This is a genomic window from Amycolatopsis methanolica 239 (assembly GCF_000739085.1).
GTDB lineage: Bacteria > Actinomycetota > Actinomycetes > Mycobacteriales > Pseudonocardiaceae > Amycolatopsis_E > Amycolatopsis_E methanolica.
In genome coordinates this window covers 2,033,119-2,048,052 of the sequence record NZ_CP009110.1, presented here as the reverse complement: position 1 = coordinate 2,048,052, position 14,934 = coordinate 2,033,119, and the positions used below count along the sequence as shown (strand labels likewise).

General features: G+C 71.8%; 17 protein-coding genes and 3 pseudogenes. 8 read left to right on the top strand and 12 right to left on the bottom strand.

Annotated elements, in window-relative coordinates:
• Positions 1-408 carry a hypothetical protein gene (locus AMETH_RS39835; RefSeq protein WP_017981307.1) on the bottom strand — a complete coding sequence of 136 codons (408 nt, stop codon included), beginning with the start codon at positions 406-408 and terminating at the stop codon, positions 1-3.
• Positions 409-410: 2 nt separating this feature from the next.
• Positions 411-866: an alpha/beta hydrolase gene (locus AMETH_RS39830; RefSeq protein WP_223843098.1), complete on the bottom strand. Its 456-nt coding sequence runs from the start codon at positions 864-866 to the stop codon at positions 411-413.
• Positions 867-939: 73 nt separating this feature from the next.
• Here AMETH_RS39830 and AMETH_RS10000 point away from each other — a divergent pair, with 73 nt between their 5' ends.
• Positions 940-1,551, top strand: a complete 612-nt coding sequence (locus AMETH_RS10000; protein ID WP_017981305.1) for a pentapeptide repeat-containing protein — start codon at positions 940-942, stop codon at positions 1,549-1,551.
• Between the two features lie 10 nt (positions 1,552-1,561).
• Here the strand turns inward: AMETH_RS10000 and AMETH_RS09995 are convergent, their stop codons facing one another.
• Positions 1,562-2,182, bottom strand: a complete 621-nt coding sequence (locus AMETH_RS09995) for an SDR family NAD(P)-dependent oxidoreductase (protein ID WP_038532899.1) — start codon at positions 2,180-2,182, stop codon at positions 1,562-1,564.
• A gap of 99 nt (positions 2,183-2,281) precedes the next feature.
• Positions 2,282-3,082: pseudogene (locus AMETH_RS09990) on the bottom strand (glycoside hydrolase family 16 protein); the annotation flags it as partial.
• A 191-nt stretch (positions 3,083-3,273) separates the two neighbouring features.
• Between AMETH_RS09990 and AMETH_RS09985 the strand changes: the two are divergent.
• Together AMETH_RS09985 and AMETH_RS35630 are read left to right on the top strand one after the other, a co-directional pair.
• Entirely contained in the window at positions 3,274-3,459 is a 186-nt protein-coding gene (locus AMETH_RS09985) for an antitoxin (RefSeq protein ID WP_017981302.1), read from the top strand.
• A gap of 79 nt (positions 3,460-3,538) precedes the next feature.
• Positions 3,539-4,458, top strand: a pseudogene (locus tag AMETH_RS35630) (MBL fold metallo-hydrolase).
• 86 nt (positions 4,459-4,544) lie between these two features.
• On the opposite strand, the gene AMETH_RS09975 reads toward AMETH_RS35630, so the two are convergent.
• Entirely contained in the window at positions 4,545-4,967 is a 423-nt protein-coding gene (locus AMETH_RS09975) for a PPOX class F420-dependent oxidoreductase (protein ID WP_017981300.1), read from the bottom strand.
• 181 nt (positions 4,968-5,148) lie between these two features.
• Here AMETH_RS09975 and AMETH_RS09970 point away from each other — a divergent pair, with 181 nt between their 5' ends.
• Complete coding sequence (locus AMETH_RS09970) at positions 5,149-5,709, top strand: hypothetical protein (protein WP_017981299.1); 561 nt, start codon at positions 5,149-5,151, stop codon at positions 5,707-5,709.
• 24 nt (positions 5,710-5,733) lie between these two features.
• Here AMETH_RS09970 and AMETH_RS09965 read toward each other — a convergent pair whose 3' ends face one another.
• The 7 genes from AMETH_RS09965 to AMETH_RS09940 form a co-directional block, all read right to left on the bottom strand.
• Positions 5,734-6,327 carry a TetR/AcrR family transcriptional regulator gene (locus tag AMETH_RS09965; RefSeq protein WP_017981298.1) on the bottom strand — a complete coding sequence of 198 codons (594 nt, stop codon included), beginning with the start codon at positions 6,325-6,327 and terminating at the stop codon, positions 5,734-5,736.
• A 76-nt stretch (positions 6,328-6,403) separates the two neighbouring features.
• Positions 6,404-6,697: a hypothetical protein gene (locus AMETH_RS39090; RefSeq protein ID WP_209436859.1), complete on the bottom strand. Its 294-nt coding sequence runs from the start codon at positions 6,695-6,697 to the stop codon at positions 6,404-6,406.
• A complete protein-coding gene (locus AMETH_RS09960; RefSeq protein WP_051079386.1) occupies positions 6,643-7,563 on the bottom strand; it encodes an ABC transporter substrate-binding protein in 921 nt (306 codons plus the stop codon). Before AMETH_RS09960 ends, AMETH_RS39090 begins: the two co-directional genes overlap by 55 nt.
• Positions 7,564-7,573: 10 nt before the next feature.
• Entirely contained in the window at positions 7,574-8,632 is a 1,059-nt protein-coding gene (locus AMETH_RS09955; protein ID WP_026152979.1) for a branched-chain amino acid ABC transporter permease, read from the bottom strand.
• Positions 8,629-9,504 carry a branched-chain amino acid ABC transporter permease gene (locus AMETH_RS09950; RefSeq protein ID WP_017981296.1) on the bottom strand — a complete coding sequence of 292 codons (876 nt, stop codon included), beginning with the start codon at positions 9,502-9,504 and terminating at the stop codon, positions 8,629-8,631. The genes AMETH_RS09955 and AMETH_RS09950 overlap by 4 nt, the downstream gene beginning before the upstream one ends.
• Positions 9,504-10,211 carry an ABC transporter ATP-binding protein gene (locus tag AMETH_RS09945; RefSeq protein ID WP_026152978.1) on the bottom strand — a complete coding sequence of 236 codons (708 nt, stop codon included), beginning with the start codon at positions 10,209-10,211 and terminating at the stop codon, positions 9,504-9,506. The genes AMETH_RS09950 and AMETH_RS09945 overlap by 1 nt, the downstream gene beginning before the upstream one ends.
• Entirely contained in the window at positions 10,204-10,983 is a 780-nt protein-coding gene (locus AMETH_RS09940) for an ABC transporter ATP-binding protein (protein ID WP_017981294.1), read from the bottom strand. Before AMETH_RS09940 ends, AMETH_RS09945 begins: the two co-directional genes overlap by 8 nt.
• 221 nt (positions 10,984-11,204) lie before the next feature.
• On the opposite strand from AMETH_RS09940, the gene AMETH_RS09935 reads away from it, so the two are divergent.
• The 4 genes and pseudogenes from AMETH_RS09935 (at position 11,205) to AMETH_RS42490 (ending at position 14,523) form a co-directional block, all read left to right on the top strand.
• Positions 11,205-13,250, top strand: coding sequence for a DUF6351 family protein (locus tag AMETH_RS09935; protein ID WP_017981293.1), 2,046 nt, complete (start codon positions 11,205-11,207; stop codon positions 13,248-13,250).
• Positions 13,250-13,666 (top strand): FAD-binding protein, encoded by a 417-nt coding sequence (locus AMETH_RS35620; RefSeq protein WP_051079385.1) that lies wholly within the window; start codon positions 13,250-13,252, stop codon positions 13,664-13,666. Before AMETH_RS09935 ends, AMETH_RS35620 begins: the two co-directional genes overlap by 1 nt.
• Positions 13,551-14,279: pseudogene (locus AMETH_RS41215) on the top strand (FAD-binding protein); the annotation flags it as partial. The gene AMETH_RS35620 and the pseudogene AMETH_RS41215, both read left to right, overlap by 116 nt.
• Positions 14,197-14,523: a hypothetical protein gene (locus tag AMETH_RS42490; protein WP_410468231.1), complete on the top strand. Its 327-nt coding sequence runs from the start codon at positions 14,197-14,199 to the stop codon at positions 14,521-14,523. The pseudogene AMETH_RS41215 and the gene AMETH_RS42490, both read left to right, overlap by 83 nt.
• Positions 14,524-14,934 lie beyond the last annotated feature (411 nt).

Genomic DNA, 14,934 nt, shown 5'->3' with positions numbered 1-14,934 from the left:
TCAGTCCACGAACACCATTTCCGGGGAGCGCGGTGACGGGCCGTCCAGCAGGTGATCGTTCCGGTCGCGCAGCCACCGGTCGAAGAACGACGCCACCAACGCGCGCTGCGTGCGCACGGCGGTCGCCGGGTCGAGGGTGCCCAGTGGGACGCCCAGCTGCGGCACCAACGCCGCGGCATCGGTGAACGTCGCGTGCTCCGAGCCGAGCAACCGCGGCTGCGCCGTCCAACCCTGCGTCGCCGCGCGGAAGGCGTTCCAGCCGGGGCCCGTGTCGGTCTCGCCGTCCTTGCCGACCAGCAGGAACGGCCCCCGCAGCCCCTCCTCGGCCGGCGGCATCAGGCTGCCGTCGAACCACGTCAGGTTCCCGTCCAGGTTCACCCCGGCCACCACGCGCGGGTCGGCGGCCATCGTCAGCGCCGCGGCCGCCCCGCACGTCGAAGCGCCGTCCGCAGGAACGCGTCAGGTTCGCCGGGGTCGACCATGGTCCGCACCGAGCCGTCCGGGAACTCCACCTCCGGCGACTCCCACGTGTGGTCGATGCTGACCACGACGTACCCGCGGCTCGCCAGGTCCTCGGCCGTCGCGGTGCACCACGTGCGCGGCTCATCCAGCCCCGGCGAGTACACGACCACCGGCCACCGCCCGGGCAGCGGCACGGCGTCGCGCCCAGGGCCGGGCAGCGCCGGGTAGTGCAGGCTGACCATCAGCTCCCGCGGCCCGCCGCGCCACGGATCGGTCCGCGACACGTCCACCAGGTGCAACTCGGTCCGCCCCACCCGGTGCGGGCCGCTGGGCCGCGGCAACGCCAGGCCCGTCGCCGCGGACGCCGGCACCACCGACGCGAGCAGCACCGCCACGGCCAACACGAAGGATCTCCGGATCATGCTGCTCGGCCGCGCACGGCCGAGCAGCCGGGAAAAACCCGGGTAGGTTCGGGCGGTGGCGGAACGCAGGCACGGCACCCCGGCTCCCGCGACCGGCTCGACGGTCACCGGTCAGGACTGGGAGGGCGCGCACCTCAACGGCGAACGGCACGAGCGCGTCGCGTTCGTCCGCGCCGACCTGAGCGAGGCGGTCACCGAGGGCGCGGTCTTCACCGAGTGCACCTTCCGCGACAGCCGGTTCAACGCCTCCCGGCACACCGGCGCCGCGTTCCTGAACTGCACGTTCACCGGGTGCTCATTCTTCGACGCCACCTTCACCGACTGCAAGACCACCGGCTCGATGTTCGACCGCTGCACCTTCGACCTGCTGACCGTCGAGGGCGGCGACTGGTCGTTCACCGGCCTGCCCGGCGCCGACCTGCGGCGCGCGTCGTTCAGCGGCGTGCGCCTGCGCGAGGCCGACCTGACCGGCGCCCGGATCGGCGGCACGGTGCACCGGTGCGATCTGTCCGGCGCCTGGCTGCACAGCGCCGATCTGTCTGGTTGCGACCTCCGGGGCAGCGAGATCACCGGGCTGAACCCGCTGGAGACGAAGGTCGCCGGGGCGACGATCGACCCCGAGCAGGCCCTCGTGCTGGCCGTCGCGCTCGGCGTGCGGATCCGCTGAACCCCGGCGCTCACCCACCACCGTCGTGGACGACCTCGATCGACCACGGACGCTGCTGTGTGTGCAGGTCCCAGTAGTGCTCGGCGATCTCGTCCGGGTCGAACGCGGTGCCGGGCGCGCCCGGCCCGGCGACGGTCACCGACGCGACGTGCACCCCGGCGGGCCCGTACCGCCCGTCGAGCAGGGCGACGAGCGTGCGGACCCCGGCCTTGCCCAGGGACAGGCTCACGTACTCCGGCTTGGGTTCCGGCACCCCGCCGGTGACGAGGATCGTGCCGCTGCCCCGGTCGGCCATCGCCGGGGCGACGTGCGCCGCGGCGGTCAGCGCGCCCACGACGTTCACCGCCCACGCGTCCAGCTGAGCCCGCGCCGGCAGCTCGCCCGGCGCGTCCGCTTGGATTTCCGCCGCGTTGTAGACGAGCACGTCCGGCGTGCCGAACTCGGCGGCCGCCGCGTCCAGCGCGGCCCGCGGCGCGTCCTCGTCCGTGCTGTCGCCGACGAAGCTCCACGCGCCGGGCATGGTCCGCTCCGTGCGCGCCACGAGCGCCACGGGCAGGCCCTCGCGCGCGAACCGTCGCGCCACCGCCTGCCCGATGCCCGGCCCCGCCCCGATGATCACCGCTCCGCTCATGCAGCGACGGTAGAAGCCCGACACGGTGACAAGGTCAAGCTGCGCCGGCACCGGCTCACGACCTGACCCGGCCGCGAGCCGGTGCCGGCCGTGCGGTCAGTTCGTCACGCGCACGTAGTCGACGACGAGCTGCTGGGGGAACTGGGTGCTGCCGTCCGGGTCGCCGGGCCAGTAGCCGCCGACGGCGAGGTTGAGGATCAGGAAGAACGGGTGGTCGAACACCCAGCGGTCGCCGCCGAGGTCGGCGGGCGTCCTGGTCTGGTAGAGCACGCCGTCGACGTACCAGCGGATCTGGTTGGGCGCCCAGTCGACCGCGAAGGTGTGGAAGCCGTCGGAGAAGTTCGGCCCGGAGTAGGCGGCGCCGATGCCCTCCGCGCCCGAGTAGCCGGGGCCGTGGACGGTGCCGTGCACGGTGTTCGGCTCGAACCCGACGTTCTCCATGAAGTCGATCTCGCCGCAGTTCGGCCAGCCGTTGGTGCCGATGTCGTTGCCCAGCGCCCAGAACGCCGGCCACATCCCCTGCCCGCGCGGCAGTTTCATGCGGGCCTCGAAGTGGCCGTAGGTCTGGGCGAACCGGCCCGCGGTGTTCAACCGGGCCGAGGTGTACTCGCAGGGTCCGTACCAGCAGTTGTAGCCGCCGGGGTTCTCGCGGCGAGCGGTGATCACGAGGTTGCCCTGGCCGTCGAGCGCCGCGTTGGCGGCGCCGGCCGTGTAGTACTGCCGCTCGTGGTTGTTGACGTTGTCCCCGGTCTCCAGCTGCCACTTCGCCGGGTCGACCGCGCTGCCCGCTGGGCCGTTGAAGTCGTCGTTGAACGCCACCGTGGCCGCCTGCGCCGGCGGCGCGGTGAGGGTGGCGGCGGTGACCAGTGCGGGGAGGAGGAAACGGAGCCAGCTCGACATCTTCATCGACATCACGCCTTCCGGCCTTTTGTTGTGAGGAAGAACAAAGTAGCGTGGACTAGACCATTCCGACAAGGCGTCCTGGTGGGGGCTTTCCACCCGAGTCCCCTCGCGTGAGTGACCCGCGCATGGGGGATGGTGACGTTTCCGCACTTCCGGGCCGGGTAGCCGGGGCGCCTAGGAGGTGAGCCATGAACATGTTCGACAAGGCCAAGGACGCCCTGGGGAAGAACCCGGACAAGGCGGACCAGGGCATCGACAAGGCCGCCGAGGCCGCCAAGGGCCGCTTCGGCGAACACAGCGACAAGATCGACCAGGCGTCGGAGAAGGCCAAGGACTTCGTGCGCGGGCAGCAGGAGCAGCCGCCGCCGCAGTGAGGAAGTCCACAATGGAACGAGTCCTTCGGGGCGCGCTCTTCGTCCCGAAGGACTCTTCCCCCATCGCGCGCCGAGGAGGATGCTGGGCCAAGTGTCCAGACCCGACCTGAACCCGGTGACGCTGCGCCCCGGCGTCATCGCCTTCCACCAGCCGCCCGGCGGCTGGTTCATCAGCAACGCGGGGCTCGTCGCGGGCCGCGACGCGGCCCTGCAGGTCGACACGTTCGCGACCGAACCGCTGAACCGGTGGCTGGAGACCGCGATCGGCACCTACCTCGCGCCCGGCACGCCCCGCACGGTCGCGCTGACCCACGCGCACGGCGACCACGCCCACGGAGCCGGCCGCCTGGCCGCGGCGGGCGCGACGATCCTGGCCACCCCGCCAGGCTGTCCGGCCCGCACACCTACGACATGCTTTTCAGCTGCGACTGGGGCGCCATCGAGCCACCCGCGGACATCTCCCCCGTCACCGAGCCGGAGACCCTCGACCTGGGCGGCACGTCGGTGGCGGTCGTGCCCGTGCCCGGGCCGGCGCACACGCACGGCGATCTGGTGGTGTGGCACGAGGAGTCCGGCACCCTGTTCACCGGCGATCTGCTGTTCCTGGAGGTCACGCCGCTGGCGCTCTCCGGGTCCGTCGCCGGGTGGCTGGAAGCGCTGACCTGGCTGGAAACCTTCGGCGCCACCACCTACGTGCCCGGGCACGGCCCGGTGACGGCGGCGTCGGAGAACCCGGTCGCGGAGGTGCGCGAGTACTTCGAGTGGCTGCAGGAGGCCGTCGCCGGGTCGGCGGACTACGCGGCGATCGAGGAGGCCGCCAGGGCGCGCTGGCCGGAGTGGGGCGCCGGCGAGCGGCACGGCGTCAACGCGCGGATCGCGTACGCGCAGGTGCACGGGACCGAGCTGGACTTCCCGGCCGGCGTCAAGGACCTGCTCACCAGTGCCGCCGCCCACGGCGAGCGGATGACCGAAACCGGCCTGATCCGCCTCGACATCTGACCCACGAGCCCCACACCCCGGGTCCCGCACCCACGGCCGCGGTTCCCAGGCTCACGGGCGCGAGTTCCGCGTTCGGGCCGGTGCGGTCAGCGGATCTTCTCGCCGTAGACGCGCTCCACCTTCAGCGTCATGAGCACCCGGCGGTCGGACACCATGACCTCGCGGTACTCGGCCCAGTCCGGGTGCTCGCCCGCGGCCTTGCGGTAGTAGTCGACCAGCGCCTCGACCTCGGGGCCGTGCGGGTCGGTGCCAGGGCCGGTCAGGGTGACGGTGCCCTCCGCGGTGGCCCACGCCCAGCCGTCGGAGCTGGTGACCTCCAGGGCGGCGCGCGGATCGCGGCGGAGGTTGCGGGTCTTGGCCCGGCCCTCCGTCATGGACACGTAGATCACCCCGGCGTCGCGGTCGTAGTACGGCGTCACGGGCGAGAGCTGGGGCAGGCCGTTGGCCTTGATGGTGGCCAGCACGGCGATCCTGGCCTCGGCGAGCAGGTCGTGCGGATCGAAGGTCATGGTCCGATCATGCACCCTCACACCGGTGAAAGGGTCAACCGCGCATCCGGCTCGCCGACCGCCGGCCAGGCGCCGCAACCGTAGTCGCACGCTGTGACGGTGAACTTCTGCCTGCCCGATGGCGTCCGGCCCAGGTCGCGGGACCCTCCTGCTGGAGTCATCTTCGGCTACGCTGCCGTCCGTGCCCGAACAGACGTGGTTCCCCGATCCTGAGACGCCCGTGGTGGAATACCGGTCCGGCCGATGGGTGTTCATCGGCGGGCTGGCCATGTTCATCGTCTTCGGGTTGGTCGCCGTCTTCCCGGACGTCGGGCATCCGTCCGCCTCGTCGAGGGCGAAGAACTTTACTCCGACCGCCGCTTCGTTCCTCTTCGGCGCGCTCGCGCTGAGCGGCCTGCTGGTCATGATGGGTTCCGTCCCCCGCATGCATCGCTTCGTCGTCGATCAGCGTGGACTGTGGTGGCGAGCCGGTCGCAGATCCGATCTGATCGCGTGGGAGGAGTTGCGTGCCGTGCGCGGACGGGAACCGCGCCCGCCGGTCAAGGGCGACCCGAACTCGAAGCCCGTGCTGCCGGCCCTCGTGTTCACCCCCGCGGACGGCCGTTTCGCGACCCGCCACAGCGCGCTGGTGAAACCCCTGCCGGACGCCGATCCGGAAGTGGAACTGAGACTGCCGAACATCGCCACGGTCCGGCAGCTGACCCAGGAGATGGCCAGGGTCCGGCCGGACCTGCTCCGATGACGTGAGAGCGCTCCGCGAAATTCGTCAAGACGCCGGGTAGAGGCGTCCCATCAGTTCGAGCACCTCGTCGATCATCCGGCGCGCCTTCGCCTTCGACGACGCGGCCGCCACCTCACGCCCCGCCTCCGTGGCCATCGCCGTCAGGCACAGCACCAGCATGTCCGACAGCGGCCGCGTGTGGCCGTTCACCAGCGTCGAGTTCGCGTGCAGCCACTCGCGGAACCGCTGCCGCGTCAGCAGCCCGAACCCGGCCGGCCCGCTGCCGGACAGGAAGATCCGCGCCAGCTGCCGCTCCTCCCAGCACCCCTCCAGGTACGCGCGGGTACCGGCGATGAACAGCCGCAGCGCGTCCTCCTCCCCCGCGGCCAGCGCGGTCCGGAACGCGCGCGCCGACCGGTGCTGCTGCCGCCGCGTGTACTCGTCGTACAGCGTGATCCACAGGTCCGACTTCGCGGTGAAGTGGTGGTAGAGGCTGCCGATGCTGGCGCCCGCCCGGTCGGCGATGTCGACGAGCTTGGCGTCCTCGTAACCGGAGGCGACGAACACCTCGCGGGCTGCGTCGAGCAGGGCGGCGCGCGTGATCTGCGCCCGCGTGCTCCCGGTGGTGGCCTCGGTCATACCCCGATTGTGCCGGACCGCACGGCTCGCGCCGGTCCCGGCGTGACGTGAGCCCCGCCGGGACGCGGCGCCCACCTCACGCCGCCGGCACGCCGTTGGCCGGCGCCGCCGGTTGCGGCTGCGTGTACGGCACCACCGGTCCGTCGCCGTCGCCGGTGGTCAGCGGCGTGCCGGACAGCACCTGCTGCCCGCCGCGGATGATCGAGATCTGCCCGCCGGTGTAGCCGGCGTGCGACTCCGGCCCGTACCGGAACGGCACGAGACCGGGCCCGGTGATCCCGCCCTTGTTCAGCGCGTCGATCAGCCCCTGCCGCGTCAGGTCCTTGCCCGCGGCCTGCAGCACCTGCGCGAACGTGTACGCATACGACATCGCGTAGATGACGTTGCCGTCGAACGGCAGGTTCGGGATGTAGGTGTCGTGCACCTTCTTGAACAGCTGGATCCACGAGTTCTGCGCGTTGCTGCTCGCCGGCAGGTGACCGACGCGCCGCTCTGCTTGGCGAAGTTCTCCAACAGCCCGGCCACCGTCACCAGGTCCGCGCCCACGCTGGAGGCGACCAGCTGCGGGTTGTACCCCAGCTTCAGCGCGGTCAGCTTGAACCACGCGGTGTATGCCGGGATCGTCTCCAGCACCACGACCTCCGCGCCGCTGCGCGCGATCGCCGACACCTGGGCCGCGACGTCGGTGTTGCCCGGCTGGTAGGGCTGCCGCGACACGACCAGGCTCTGGTCGATGAACTTGTCCAGCCCCTTCATCCCGTCGGCGCCGAAGTCGTCGTCCTGGTAGAAGTAGGCGACCTTCGTGCCGGCGAAGTTCTTCGCGACGTAATCGCCGAGGATCTTGCCTTCGACGGTGTAGTCGGGCTGCCAGCCGTAGGTGTAGGGGTTCTTGTCCGGCTGGTCCCAGCAGGTGCAGCCGGACGCCACGAACAGGTCCGGCACGCGCGAGCTGTTCAGGAAGTCCACGTCGTCGACATACTTGAGGTTGATCTTGCGGCCGTGGATGCCGCCGCTGACGTTGATGTAGTCGAACATCGCCTTCGCCGCCGGCCCCTGCTCGCTGTAGCCGGGCGCCGCGTTGCCGGTCAGCGGCAGGGTGCTGCCGATCAGCACGTCGGCGTCGGTCACGCCGGGCGTGCTGCCGCCGCCCGAACCGCCACCGCCGCACGCGGTCAAGGTGAGCGCGAGCGCCGCGGCGAGCGCGACCGCCGCGCGCGGGCGTCTGGACAGGACCATCTCGTCTCCTTCAGTTCTTCCGGTTACGGCGGAGCAGGCGGCCGATCCGGCGCACCCCGGACTGGATGCCGCCGGGGAAGGCCAGGATGACCAGGATCAGCACCAGTCCATAGAGGACCAACGGGATGTTGGCGTACACCGCGCGCGGCAGGTCGGCCTGCTGCGCGAGGTCGGTCGACCAGTTCGGCAGCAGCGTCACGATCACCGCGCCGTACACCGCGCCGGCGAGGCTGCCGAGCCCGCCCAGCACGGCGGCGGTGAGCAGGGACAGCGACAGGGCCAGCGTGAACGCCCCCGGCGCGGCCAGGTTGCTGACGATCGCGAACAGGCCGCCTGCCAGCCCGGCGCACCCGGCGCTGACGCAGAACGCGAGGATCTGGGTGCGGGCGACGTGCACGCCGGACAGGGCCGCGGCATCCTCGTCCTCGCGCACCAACCGCATGTCGCGGCCGAGCCGGCTGCGGCTGAGGTTGGCCAGCAGGAACAACGCGACCACCAGGCAGATCCCGCAGATCCAGGACTGCCACCGCTCCAGCGGGAACGTCTCGCCCAGCGACAGCGGCGGCACCGGCGGGCTGACGATCAGGCCGTTCGCGCCGCCCAGCAGGTCACGCAGTCCGTGGTAGTCGGCCAGCGACGGCAGCCCGACGGCCAGCGCGAGCGTCGCGCCGGCCAGGTAAGGCCCGCGCAGTCGCGCCGCGGCCACGCCGACCAGCGTGCCGACCAGCGCGGTGCCCGCGGTCACGACCACCAGCACCGGCGCGAGGCTCCACTCGGCGTTCTCCAGCAGCAGCGCGGCCGTGTAGGCGCCGACCGCGACGAACGCGCCGTGCCCGAGTGAGATCTGTCCACTGAGGCCGGACAGCACCGTGAGCCCGGCGACCGCGATGGCCGTATAGGCGATCTGGGCCAGCTGCAGGTTCGCGAACGGGTCCAGCGCGATCGACAGCAGCCAGAACCCGAGCAGCCCCGGCACCGCGAAGCACGCGTGACGCAGCAAAGTGGACCGTCGCCACAGCGGTGCCCTGGACGCTTCCCGCTGGGCAGCCTGCGTTTCCGTCATCGTCATACCCGCCGCCTCGCTCCCGCGCCGAACAACCCGTGCGGCCGCACCATCAGCACCACGATGAGCACGACCAGCGCGCCCAGCGTCACGATGTCCGGGCCCAGGTAGCCCGAGACGAAACTGAGCACCACGCCCAGCGCGACCCCGCCGACGACCGCGCCGGGCGGGCTGTCCAGTCCGCCGATCACGGCGGCGGTGAACCCGAACACCAGCACCGCGTCGAACGCCGTCGGGCTGACGAACGTGCTCGGCGCGATCAGCACCCCGGCGACCGCGCCGACCACCGCGTCCAGCGCCCAGCCGACGGTCAGCATCCGACCGACGCGCACCCCCAGCAGCCGGGCCACCTCCGGCGCGAACGCCGTCGCGCGCATCCGCAGGCCCGCCGAGGTCCGCCGGAACACCGCCGCCAGCACCACCATCACGGCGAGCACCACGCCGACGATCCACAAGTCGTTGGGCGAGAACAGGATCTGCCGCCCGCCCACCTGGAACCCGGCGATGGAGAACGCGGGCGGGTAGGACTGCGGGGTGCCGCCGAACACCATCCCGGCGATGCCCTGGAGCCCGACCAGCAGGCCGAACGTGACCACCACCGCGTCCAGCGGCGGCCGCTTCGCGACCGGCCGGATCAGCACCCGCTCCACGACGGCGCCGAGCACCAGCCCGGCGGCGATCGCGACGGCCAGCGCCAGCCAGTAGGACCCGCCGTGGCTGACCACGGTGTAGCCGAGGAACGTGGTGATCATCATCCCGCCCAGCGCGAAGTTCACGATTCGCGTGGAGCGCCAGATCAGCACCAGGGCCAGCGCGACCGCGGCGTACACCGCGCCGCTGGTCAGCCCGGCGAGCGTCAAGTCGAGGAACCGTCCCATCACATCTCCAGGTAGGCCCGGCGGACCCGGTCGTCGGCGGCCAGCCGGGCGGCTTCGTCGTCGGCGACCTTGCGGCCGACGTTGAGCACGACGGCGCGGTCGGCCACCGACAGCGCCGTGCCCGCGTTCTGCTCGACCAGCAGCAGAGTCAGGCCGGTTTCGGCGCGCAGGCGGCGCAGCGTCGCGACGATCTGCGCGGCGGTGCGCGGCGCGAGGCCCAGCGACGGCTCGTCCAGCAGCAGCAGGTCGGGACGGCTCATCAGGGCGCGCCCGATCGCGAGCATCTGCCGCTCACCACCGGACAGGGTCTGCGCGCGCTGGTGCCGCCGCTGTTCGAGCGGCGGGAACAACTCGAACATGCGCGCCACGCCGGTGCGCAGCCACGCCCGGTCCCGCCGCCACAGCCCGCCGAGGCGCAGGTTCTCCTCGACCGTCAGCTCGACGATCACGCCACGCCCCTCGGGCACGTGCGCCACGCCGAGCCGGACCAGGTCCTCCGGGCCGTGCCGGGTGATGTCCCGGTCGTTCAGCCGCACCGAACCGGCTTTCGCCCGCAGCAGCCCGGACAACGAGCGCAGCAGCGTCGTCTTGCCCGCGCCGTTCGCGCCGAGCACCGCGGTGATCGAGCCGCGCCCGACCGTCAGGTCGATGTCGTGCAGCGCGCGCACCGGCCCGTACTCGGCGACGAGACCGCTAACCTCAAGCATCGGCCGCCACTGCCTCGCCGAGGTAGGCGCGTTGCACGGCCGGGTCCTCCCGCACCTGGGCGGGCGTCCCGGTGGCGATCACCTCGCCGAAGTCCAGCACGACGAGCCGGTCGCAGAGGTTCATCACGAACTCCATGTGGTGCTCGACGAGCATGACGGTGGTGCGCTGCCGCAGCCCGCGGACGATGTCGGCGAGCTCGGTGATCTCGGTGGCGGACAGGCCGACCGCGGGCTCGTCGAGCAGCAGCAGGCGCGGTTCGCTGATCAGCGCGCGGGCCAGTGCCGCGCGTTTGCGGATGCCGTAGGGCAGGCTCGCGCACGGCCGGTGCGCGGCGTCGGCGATGCCGAGCTGCTCGAGCATGTCCATCGCCTGGTCCCGCAGCCGCAGCTCGTGCCGCTCGGCCCACGGCGAAGCCAGCAGCGCGCCGACCGGGCCGGTGCGCGAGCGGTGGGTCGCGCCGGCTACGACGTTGTCCAGCGCGCTGAGGTTGGGGAACAACCCGAGGCCCTGCAGGGTGCGTGCGATTCCCAGCCGGGTGAGCCGGTGCGGTCGGGGCAGGAGACGGCGGCCGTCGAACGACAGGGCGCCGGAGTCCGGGCGGACGAACCCGCAGATCGTGTTGAACAGGGTCGTCTTGCCCGCGCCGTTGGGACCGATGACGCCGAGCACCTCCCCTTCGTCGACTTCGAGCGAGACCGCCTGGAGGACCCGCAATCCGCCGAAGGACACGTTCAGCTCGTCCGCTCGTAGCAACGGGGCTTGCTGCGCCATTTCTCGCGACCACCGCCTCTTCGCAGGTGTTACAAAAACAGAATCAGGTTCGGTTTGGAGGGACCGTAAACAGCCTGGGGCTTCTTGCACAGACCCTCCGGACAATCCGGCCAAGCGTGAGCGGACAGAACCTAGTTCTGTACTTTTGTGGTGACCGGACCACGTGCTATACCCGACGCGGGCGCCACGACGAGGTGGCGCACGAGCCTGGGGGTGCTCCCTTGCTGCGTGCACTGGTGCTGACCGCCGCGTGTGCGGCGTCGCTGCTCACCGTTCCGGCGGCGGTCGCGGCGCCGCCGCGGCTGACCGTCGAATCCGTGTCCAACCCGCACCCCGACCTGGTCAGCGGTGGGCAGGTGCTGGTGCGGGTTCCGGCGGCGCGGGACGTCCGGGTGACGGCGAACGGCCGTGACGTCACCGGCGAGTTCAAGCAGACCGGCGACACCCTGCTCGGCCTGGTCACTGGCCTACGCGACGGGACCAACGAGATCGTCGCGAGCGCGCCGGGCCGGGGACGCGCGAGCCTGCGGGTGACAAACCACCCGATCACCGGGCCGGTGTTCTCCGGACGGCAGCAGGAGCCGTTCTACTGCGAGACGCAAGCCTACGGGCTGCCCGCCGCGACGCCGCCGTTGTGCAGCGCGCCCACCCAGGTGAGCTACCAGTACCGCACGACCGGCGGGCAGTTCCGGCCGCTGGCCGATCCGGCGTCCCGGCCCGCGGATCTCGCGTCGGTCAACGGGATACCCTACATCGTGCGGGTGGAACGTGGCACGATCGACCGCGCCGTCTACGAGATCGCCGCGCTGACCGACGGGACCGCGCCGTCACCGTTCACTGTGGAGCGCGGCTGGAACGAACGGCTCGTCTACACCTTCGGCGGCGGCTGCAATTCCGGGTTCCACCAGGGCGCCTCCACCGGCGGGGTGGTGAACGACCTGTTCCTGTCACAGGGGTACGCGGTGGCCTCGTCGAGCCTGAACGTGCTGGACAACAACTGCAGCCCGATCATCTCCGCGGAGGCGGCGATGATGGTCGAGGAGCACTTCACCGAAACCTACGGGCCGGTGCGGCACACGATTGGCTGGGGCGGATCGGGCGGTGCGATCCAGCAGTACGACATCGCGGAGAACTACCCGGGCATCCTCGACGGCATCGTTCCCGGCATCTCCTACCCCGATCCGCTGAGCACGGCCGGGCCGGTCTCGGACTGCCGCCTGCTCAACCAGTACTTCGCCGGGGCGGGCAGCTCGTTCACCGCGGAGCAGCGGCTCGCGGTGGCCGGGTTCCACACCTACAGCACGTGCGTCTCGTGGGAGCAGACGTTCGCCAACCGCGCGACGGCGACCGGCAGCTGCACCCCGCTGCTGCCGGTTTCCGAGCGCTGGGACCCGGTGTCCAATCCGGACGGTGTCATCTGCAACTCCAACGAGCAGCTGGTGAACCAGCTCGGGCGCGATCCGCGGACCGGGTTCGTGCGCAGCACACTGGACAACACCGGGGTGCAGTACGGCCTGTCGGCGCTGCGAGCCGGGCAGATCTCACCGGCGCAGTTCGTCGACCTGAACGCCTCCATCGGCGGCCTCGATTACACCGGCGCTCCGGTTCCGGAGCGGAGCGCGGCCGATCCGAAGGCGTTGTCGGCGGCCTACCGGTCGGGGTTGTTCAACTCGGCGTCCCTCGGGTTGCGCACGACAACGATCATCGACCAGCGCACAGATCTCGACCTGGCCGGGTTCGGTGCCGACATCCACACCACGGAGTGGTCCTTCGTGATGCGGGAGCGGTTGTGGCGCAACGGGGCGGCGGAGAACCAGGTGATCATCGCGAGCCGCCCGGCGGACGCCGCGGTCGCCGCGGCTTACGAGCTGGACGCGATGGACCGCTGGCTGACGGCGATCGGGAACGACCGGTCGGGGCGCGGCGCACAGCAGAAGGTGGTCGCGAACCGCCCCGCGGACCTGGGCGACGGGTGCTACGTGTCGGCCACCGAGCGCGTGCGGGAGCGGCTGACCTACCCGTCGAGCGGGCGGTGCGGTGAGCTGTTCCCGGTCGCCGCGAACACGCGTCTCGTGGCCGGGTCCGGGCTCGCCATGGACGCGCTGAAGTGCGGCCTGAAGCCGGTGGACTTCCGCGACTACCTGCCGGTCACATTCCCCCGGGAGGAGCAGCAGCGGTTGCGGGCGGCGTTCCCGGACGGGGTGTGCGACTGGAGCAAGCCCGGGGTGGGAGCGCGGAAGCCCGCCGGGGTCTGGCAGCGGTACTGATGACCGCGTCCGTCGACTTCGGGCGCCTGGTCCGGCGGCGGCCGTCCGCGGTGGTGCGGCCGCGCTCGGCCGGGGAGGTCGGCGAGATCGTCCGCGCCGCGGCGGCGGACGGGGTGCCGGTCGCGGCGCGGGGACGGGGCCATTCCGGGTACGGGCAGGCGCTGACCGACGGCGTCGTGGTCGACATGTCCGCCCTGGCCGCGGTGCACGAGGTCGCCGAGGACCTGATCGTGGTGGACGCGGGCGCCGGCTGGGACGCCGTGCTCGCGGCGGCGTGGGAGCGCGGTCGCACCGCCGCCGGTGCTGACCGACTACTTGCGGTTGTCGGTGGGCGGGATCGGCGGGATCGGCGGGACGAGTTTCCGGCACGGGCTGCAGACCGCCACGGTGGTCGCGCTGGAGGTCGTCACCGGTGACGGGGTGGTGCGCACGTGCGGCCCTGGGGACGAGTTGTTCGCCGCCGCGCTGGGCGGGCTGGGCCAGTGCGGGATCATCACGCGCGCCACGCCGCGGCTGGTCACCGCGCCGCCGCGGATCACCCGGCACGAGGTGGACTACGACACGGTGGCGGCCGCGGCGGCGGACCAGGTGCGCTTCGTCGAGGAGGGGCGGTTCGACTTCGTGCAGGGCCAGGTCCGCTTCGGCGAGGCGGGCAGGCGGGTGTTCCTGGAGACGGCCGCGTACTCCGGCGGGGATCTGTTCTACCTGGAGTTCCAGCACCGGCTGGACGCCGCCGAGGCGCTGCTGACCGGGACCGGCGCGTGGTTCCACCCGCACCCGTGGTGGAACTGCTTCCTGCCCGCGTCGGCGGCCGTGGGGTTCCTGACCGCGCTGGTGGAGCGGCTGACGCCCGCGGATCTAGGCCCGGCCGGGTGCGTGTTGTTCTACCCGGTGTTCACCGGCGAGGTACACGCGCCGCTGGTCCGCCTGCCAGCCGAGCGGATCGATTTTCTCGTGGCGATCCTGCGTTTTCCGCCGGACGACGCGGGTCTGGTCGCCCGGCAGGTCGCCGAGAACCGCCGCCTCTACGAGGAGGCGCGAGCTGGGCGGGTTCACCTACCCGGTCGGCGCGATCCCCTTCACGCAGGCGGATTGGCGCCACCACTTCGGCTCGCGGTGGCCTTCGCTGTGCGCGTGGAAGTCGCGTTACGACCCGGCCGGGGTGCTGACCCCCGGGCCGGGGATCTTCTCGCGCCCGGCCAGTTTTCCGCGAGCCGCGCGAGGCCGCCGCGGATCATGCGCCCGTAGCCGTCGTCCCGGAGGGTGTCGATGACCGCTTCCGCCGCGGCGAAGTGGTCGCGTGCCGTGGCGAGGTCGCCGAGGCGGTGGTAGACGTCCGCGAGGTTCAGGTGCAGGGACGGGAAGAAGCCGTGCACCTCGGCGGGATCCGCGGCCTGCGCGACTTCGAGCGCACGGAGGTCCGAGAACAGCTCGCCACGCGGCTTGTCCTGCCGGTCGGCGAGGAAGTGCGCCGCGGCGCAGCGGTCGACCGCGGAGCCCTCCTCCCAGAGCCGCAACAGGATGCGCCGCGCCACGGCGAGGTCCTTCGTCATCGCCAGGGCGAGTTCTTCTCCGGACATGCCTTCACGATGCGCCTTCAAGCGACTGCAAGGTCAAGCAATGCCGGAGGCGAGTTTCGCGATGACCTCATCGAGAGCCGCTTCGGCGGTGGGGTCGACAGGCC

Excerpts from the sequence above, each read along its gene's own strand:
- AMETH_RS09945 (WP_026152978.1), bottom strand. The coding sequence starts at position 10,211 with ATGCTTGAGGTTAGCGGTCTCGTCGCCGAGTACGGGCCGGTGCGCGCG.
- AMETH_RS09985 (WP_017981302.1), top strand. The coding sequence starts at position 3,274 with ATGAACATGTTCGACAAGGCCAAGGACGCCCTGGGGAAGAACCCGGAC.
- AMETH_RS09960 (WP_051079386.1), bottom strand. The coding sequence starts at position 7,563 with ATGGTCCTGTCCAGACGCCCGCGCGCGGCGGTCGCGCTCGCCGCGGCG.
- AMETH_RS09940 (WP_017981294.1), bottom strand. The coding sequence starts at position 10,983 with ATGGCGCAGCAAGCCCCGTTGCTACGAGCGGACGAGCTGAACGTGTCC.
- AMETH_RS35620 (WP_051079385.1), top strand. The coding sequence starts at position 13,250 with ATGACCGCGTCCGTCGACTTCGGGCGCCTGGTCCGGCGGCGGCCGTCC.
- AMETH_RS09955 (WP_026152979.1), bottom strand. The coding sequence starts at position 8,632 with ATGACGATGACGGAAACGCAGGCTGCCCAGCGGGAAGCGTCCAGGGCA.
- AMETH_RS09950 (WP_017981296.1), bottom strand. The coding sequence starts at position 9,504 with ATGGGACGGTTCCTCGACTTGACGCTCGCCGGGCTGACCAGCGGCGCG.
- AMETH_RS39835 (WP_017981307.1), bottom strand. The coding sequence starts at position 408 with ATGGCCGCCGACCCGCGCGTGGTGGCCGGGGTGAACCTGGACGGGAAC.
- AMETH_RS39090 (WP_209436859.1), bottom strand. The coding sequence starts at position 6,697 with ATGTCGTATGCGTACACGTTCGCGCAGGTGCTGCAGGCCGCGGGCAAG.
- AMETH_RS09965 (WP_017981298.1), bottom strand. The coding sequence starts at position 6,327 with ATGACCGAGGCCACCACCGGGAGCACGCGGGCGCAGATCACGCGCGCC.
- AMETH_RS09975 (WP_017981300.1), bottom strand. The coding sequence starts at position 4,967 with ATGACCTTCGATCCGCACGACCTGCTCGCCGAGGCCAGGATCGCCGTG.
- AMETH_RS09995 (WP_038532899.1), bottom strand. The coding sequence starts at position 2,182 with ATGAGCGGAGCGGTGATCATCGGGGCGGGGCCGGGCATCGGGCAGGCG.